This is a genomic window from Paenibacillus sp. SZ31 (assembly GCF_012912005.1).
Lineage (GTDB): Bacteria > Bacillota > Bacilli > Paenibacillales > Paenibacillaceae > Paenibacillus.
This window is the reverse complement of the sequence record NZ_JABBEA010000019.1, coordinates 106,226-112,225: the sequence shown is the minus strand read 5'-3', so window position 1 is coordinate 112,225 and position 6,000 is coordinate 106,226. Positions and strand designations below refer to the sequence as shown.

At 44.6% G+C, this 6,000-nt stretch carries 6 protein-coding genes and 1 rRNA gene; 6 read left to right on the top strand and 1 reads right to left on the bottom strand.

All coding sequences use genetic code 11. From position 1 onward, the window contains the following. Positions 1–144 precede the first annotated feature (144 nt). Positions 145–261: ribosomal RNA gene (gene rrf / locus HF638_RS25525) — 5S ribosomal RNA — on the top strand. A gap of 276 nt (positions 262–537) precedes the next feature. After that, positions 538–891: a FlxA-like family protein gene (locus HF638_RS25520; RefSeq protein WP_169482792.1), complete on the top strand. Its 354-nt coding sequence runs from the start codon at positions 538–540 to the stop codon at positions 889–891. Positions 892–1,047: 156 nt separating this feature from the next. On the opposite strand, the gene HF638_RS25515 is transcribed toward HF638_RS25520, so the two are convergent. Continuing rightward, entirely contained in the window at positions 1,048–2,403 is a 1,356-nt protein-coding gene (locus HF638_RS25515; protein WP_169482791.1) for an MATE family efflux transporter, read from the bottom strand. Between the two features lie 162 nt (positions 2,404–2,565). Between HF638_RS25515 and HF638_RS25510 the strand changes: the two genes are divergently transcribed. From HF638_RS25510 to HF638_RS25495, 4 genes are all read left to right on the top strand, one after another. Then, on the top strand, positions 2,566–3,300 hold the full coding sequence (locus HF638_RS25510) for a class I SAM-dependent methyltransferase (protein WP_169482790.1): 735 nt from the start codon (positions 2,566–2,568) through the stop codon (positions 3,298–3,300). Positions 3,301–3,530: 230 nt separating this feature from the next. Continuing rightward, the gene (locus tag HF638_RS25505) at positions 3,531–4,109 is read left to right on the top strand and encodes an RNA polymerase sigma factor (protein WP_169482789.1); all 579 of its coding nucleotides are present in this window, start codon (positions 3,531–3,533) and stop codon (positions 4,107–4,109) included. Beyond that, positions 4,106–5,374 (top strand): hypothetical protein, encoded by a 1,269-nt coding sequence (locus HF638_RS25500; protein ID WP_169482788.1) that lies wholly within the window; start codon positions 4,106–4,108, stop codon positions 5,372–5,374. The genes HF638_RS25505 and HF638_RS25500 overlap by 4 nt, the downstream gene beginning before the upstream one ends. A gap of 59 nt (positions 5,375–5,433) precedes the next feature. After that, positions 5,434–5,892 carry a 2-thiouracil desulfurase family protein gene (locus HF638_RS25495; protein WP_169482787.1) on the top strand — a complete coding sequence of 153 codons (459 nt, stop codon included), beginning with the start codon at positions 5,434–5,436 and terminating at the stop codon, positions 5,890–5,892. The last annotated feature ends 108 nt before the right edge of the window (positions 5,893–6,000 follow it).

The following is a 6,000-nucleotide window of genomic DNA, read 5'->3' as shown; positions in this document are numbered from 1 at the left end:
ATAGGCTGGGGGTGGAAGTGCAGCAATGCATGGAGCTGACCAGTACTAATCGGTCGAGGGCTTATCCAATAGCAAGTTGTAATTCGCGTGTTTCGTTTCGAATCTAGTTTTCAGGGAACAACACTCTGAAATGTAAGCACCGCGTTTGGTGGCGATAGCGGAGGGGTTCCACACGTACCCATCCCGAACACGACCGTTAAGCCCTCTAGCGCCGATGGTACTTGGACCGCAGGGTCCTGGGAGAGTAGGACGCCGCCAAGCAATATAAAGACACACTTGAATGATTTCGAGTGTGTCTTGTTGTGTTACTATTTTTCAGCGGAAAACAACTAACTTTATGGATGAGACGAAAATAAGATCCTTCACTTATTATGAAGACTTTCAATATTATTGATCAGACTATTAATACTGGTATGTATATTTCCATCTATTCGACTTCCAGCACTTGGTTTCGTTCAGCAACCTTTCAGTTGAATTTAACGTACATTTCAGTGGATTAGGGTATAGTGAAGCGAAGTAAAGAGGAGGAGAACCGCAATGAATATATCTTCTGCATCCAGTTCCACTACATCTTACATATCGACATCTTCAAGTTCAGATAATTCGAGTAGCTTGGAGAAACAAAAGACGAAGCTTGAGGCTCAATTGGAGAAAGTGCAATCCAGCAAGGACGATGAGAAGACCAAGGCGACTAAGACCAAACAGCTTGAACAGCAGATCAAGCAGATTGAGGCACAGATTGCACAGCAAAGCGCTCAAGGAGCCGGTACAACTGCTACTAAGGAAGCGCCACCTGCCCAACCACCATCCAATGGAATGGGCGTAGCTACCCCTAAGGAGATTGCAAACGCAACAACAGACAGCAATGGTCGATTTGATATACGTATCTAGTTACATCTAATTTAGGATAAAACAAAAGCCCTGACCGATCTATATTGATCGTGCAGGGCTTTTGTTTATTTGTTTGTTAGATTATTTATGAGGTCTACCTACATTCTATCTACGTTCCATTTATTTGCTATCTGTTGCCATTACGATCTGTTAACGTTACTCAGACTGCAACGCGTGTATTCGATCCGTTAGGGATCGTTTTCTATAGTACAAGGCTATGGTTGCGAGAACCAGCATTTCGGACAGCGGTACGGCAAGCCACACACCCGTGACACCAAAGAAGGAAGGGAGGATCGCAATCAACGCAATCATGATGATCATTTCACGCGCAGCTGTAATCCAGATGGCCATTTTGGCATTACCTACAGATTGGAAATAGGTGCTCATGACAAAGTTAACACCCATAAACACATAGGCAAATGTAAATATACGTAATCCGTAGACGGCATTATCTGTTACGCCGGTACTGAAGTTTCCGAAGATTTGCACGAAGTAAGGTGCACCAATTTGAACAACAATCAGTAATAGTAGACCGCATGCCAGAGCTGTTTTAGTAGCTAAACGTATCGTTTGTTGTACCCGTTGAATCTGTTTCGCACCGTGATAATAGCTGATCAGAGGTTGGGCAGCAGACGCCAGACCCAGGAACGCTAACAGTACCACACCATGAATATAGTTCAACACGGTAAAGGACGCTACACCATCCGTACCCGCAATGCGGTCCATGGAGATATTGTGAGAGACAGAGAAGACCGACATGCCGAGTTCAGCCAGAAAGCTGGGGAAACCAATGAGTAGCAGGGAAGCCAGCAATTTGTTGTTCCATTTGAACCGGGTGAACGTGAGATTATTTGTCTTTTTGAAAAAGTGAGTGAACAGGACAAGTAGCGCAAGAGACGCCGATACAATTGTACCGAGGGCCACACCGCGTACACCCCATTCGAGTACATATAATGTTATATAATTGATGATGATATTGGCTACAGCAAACGTAATCTGAGCGTACATGGATGTGTTGGGATTCCCATCGTTCCGAACAAAAACAGAGAGGGCATTTTCAATGGTGAAGACAAACCCGAACAACAACATGATATTCATATAGTCCGAAGCAAATGGGAAGGTCTCGGCGTTGGCACCGAGGGCGTATACCAGCTTGTCTTTGAACGTAAATGCAGTATATCCAATGGCCATCGTAACGAGCATAATGAGCATAATGGATTTGGTGAAAATTTGTTTGGCTGATGTGATATCTTTTCTACCCATAGCGTTGGAGTACAGGGTTGCCCCGCCCATACCAATCCACAGCGACATGGCAACAAAAAGCGTATAGACAGGTGAGGCAATGCCGATCCCGGCCATCGCGGTAGAACCCAGTTTGTGTCCAACCATAATGCCGTCGATAATAAAATTAAAAGCAACTACCAGCATCCCCAATACGGAAGGCACGAGGTAGCTCATAAAAGCTTTACCTACAGATTGCCCTTCCAATGGATGCGTCCAATTCGTATTCATAATGACCTCCGTTAGTAAACTGAATGTTCATTCTGTATTTATTAATACTGAACGTTCGTTCTGTATGATAACACGTCATGAATTCGCTTGGCAACTTTTACGTTTAAATATCGTTTATGTGGTAGAGTAGGTGGATATTTATAAGGCGGGAGGAATCTCTTGATGAAACAAAATAAGTACGATGAAGCTGAGTTTTTCCACAACTACAGTAAGATGGCTCGTTCCGTTCAAGGGTTGGATGCAGCCGGGGAGTGGCATGAATTGCAGACTCTTTTGCCTAATTTGAAGGACAAGCGTGTGCTGGATTTGGGATGTGGTTTTGGTTGGCACTGCCGGTATGCGCGTGAACAACAAGCGAGTTCAGTTATTGGTGTAGATCTGTCTGAAAATATGCTCCAGCGTGCTCGTGAAATGACGGACGACCCACAGATCCAGTACAAGCAGCTGGCGATTGAAGATATTGATTTTACAGCTGGACAATTTGATGTTGTGATCAGTTCGCTGGCTTTGCATTATATTGAACGGTTAGACACGGTGTACGCCAAAATCAATGACTGTCTTGTCCAAGGAGGCACGTTTGTCCTTTCCTCTGAACATCCCATCTTCACCGCTCGTGCTGCGCAGGATTGGCATTACGGACCCGAAGGTGAGATCCTGCACTGGCCCGTGGATGATTACCATGAGGAAGGGAAGCGTGTGGCAAACTTTCTGAATCAGGACGTAGTCAAATATCATCGTACACTGGCTACACATCTGAATGAACTGATTAAGGCAGGGTTTTCCATTCAACAGGTAGCTGAATCCAAGCCATCGCTGGAGATGATCGAACAGGTTCCAGGCATGAGAGACGAGAACCGGAGACCAATGTTTCTGATGATTGCTGCGGTGAAAGTATAACGATGAAAATGATTCGTTAGACCAGAGGGCAGAAAGAAACTGTTGAAGTGGAGCGTTCGCCTAAAAGCTTTCTGATAGAGATTACTAACTACGTAAACTTGAAGGAAAACAGCGTGTTCAGCGATGTAGAACATGCTGTTTTTTATTTTGCTACAATAATAAGAAATAATGTCCAAAATAGGGAACTAAACCACATTAGACTCAGTCATATTAAATGAGGTGAACAACAGTTGGATTATCAATTTCTGGCACAGGCTCAGACGATCGACAATTACACACTTAGCAGCATGATGGATGACTACGGAAATGACGTATGGAATTACGCTTATTTTCTAACTAAAAGTGCGGAACAGGCAGATGACTTGTCACAGGAGGTATTTATCCGAGCGTATTCGGGGATCGCTCATTATCGGGGAGAGTGCTCATTGAAGACGTGGCTACTGACAATTACTAGGAACACGACTTTTACATATCGAAAATCCAGATTTTTTCGCAGCAGTCTGTGGGGAGAGACATTATCTATTGAGACAGAGCGGGGGCTTTCGGGCCAGAGAGTCATGGTTCCATCTCAGTCTGCTCATCCTTCGGCAGAGATGGAAGTGATGCGCAAGGAGCATGTCCATGAAATCTGGGATATTGTTCTGACGTTGCCGAAGAAATTCCGGGAGATTCTTTTGCTGAATCTGAAGTATGAGCTTACGACAAGTGAGATTGCAGAGATGTTGAAAATCAGCTTAGGCACAGTGAAATCCAGACTATCCAGAGGTAAGGATAAGGTACGGAAACATTGGGAGGAGCGAAGCGAATGAGACACAAGGATGAGCAATGGGAAAAGGAAATCCGGAAGGGACCGTTTGCGTCGACTCCTTTTACAGAGGATCACAAGCGGAAGGTGCTTCAACAGGTGGAGTGGATGAAGAAGTCGGAAGTGGAAAGCAAGGGAGATAGGTCAGAAGGCATTTCCAGGTTGTCTAGACCGCAAGTAGGCAACGTTTCACACAAGCGTCGCTCTAGAAGAGGGCCTCTTGTTGCAGGCACGGCTGCGTTGGTTATTGCTGCTGGATTGTTCTTATGGATCTGGGATGATGGACAGCTGGTGAAGCCCGTGATCGAACAGGTCTATCCGACGGCAGCGTTACAGTTATCCGATGCTTTGAACACGAATCTGCTAACCGACAAGATGAAAAGAAATGTTGCGACTACCATGCGAGACGATTTGGGTAAACAGCTGAAGATTACGAAAGTGGAAGACTTGCCTGTGTCCGGCAGAATATATGTAGAGGCTGGAAAAGAAAATGAGAAGGAGTATGCGCAGATATGGCTTGATGCGGCAACAGGCAATCTGCGTGAAGTACAGATGAGAGGTGAGATGCTGGCGAGCGAGCTGGAGCACCGTTATCTGCGCCAGATCCCATCGCTTTTGCAAAGTATAGGCAGCACACCAACGCTTAAACCTGTATCAGTCCAACGTTATGTGAGTATGAAGCAAGGGGAATTGGAGCCGATATCGTATACGACATTAACATTAGTGGATGAGAATAATTATGGAGAGATTGTATGGCAGCAGGACCAACCCGTATCCATTTCAGGCGATCTTAGTCCTGATCAGGTATCTCATTCAGTATTGGCGGATGCCGAGGATGCCGTTAAGGCAGTATTCGGTGAAACATCTCTAAAACTTAGGGGTGTAAGTCGTACCAAAGATGATGAAATTGGGAGAGATATAATTAATCTTAGTTTCAATGATCATTACTTAGTTCAAATGACTGTAGGAGAAGAAACTAAGGTTTACTCTATTGTTGGGGAAAATTCTTATCGAAATGATTTTACCAATTGGGATGAAGTAGAGGTGTACCATCAGAAGATTTATAATGTGAAGGAATCTCTCCTTAGGGGAGAGGTAGAGCCGATGATTAAAGAAGTATTTAACGTCGACCTCCAAGGATACAGTCTTCATAGGGAAACTGATAACCCAGGGATGGCCATATTCGAACTAGAGTCGACTAAAGATGTTATACGGGTTCGCTACAATGAAGATGTAAAAATTACGATGATTACCAGAGGCGAGCTATAGGGCTTGATTTTATGTGTTACAATTTACTTCATAGATGGAATGGGCATAAGGAGATAACGATGAAATATTTGGTGAGTTCATGTCTGGCGGGGGTAGCCTGCCGTTACAATGGAACAGCGAGCCTGGATGAGAAGATTCAGGAACTTGTGGAGCAGGAGCAAGCGAAGATGGTGTGTCCGGAATTGCTCGGTGGATTCTCCACACCCCGTGAACCAGCTGAGATTATCGGTGGAACGGGCAAAGATGTGCTGGCAGGCACGGCGAAAGTGATCGAGAAAAGTGGCAAGGACGTCACAGAGATGTATATCAAGGGAGCCTATCAGACATTGGAATGGGCTAAAAAATTGAATGTGTCGTGTGTTGTGTTGAAGGAGTTCAGTCCGTCCTGTGGCACGAAAACTATTTACGATGGAAACTTTGCCAATCACAAAGTACAGGGTGAAGGTGTCACTTCCGCGTTGCTTCAGCAAGAAGGGTATTCCGTCATTTCGGAAAAAGAATTCATGGAACAATTATAAATTTTCTGTGTGAAAATATGCCGTCTAGGAGAAAATGTATGATCCTTCAGCGGCTATTTTCCTTGTCTGGACACAATACTTACTTTTAGAAACTGAGAAACAATAATG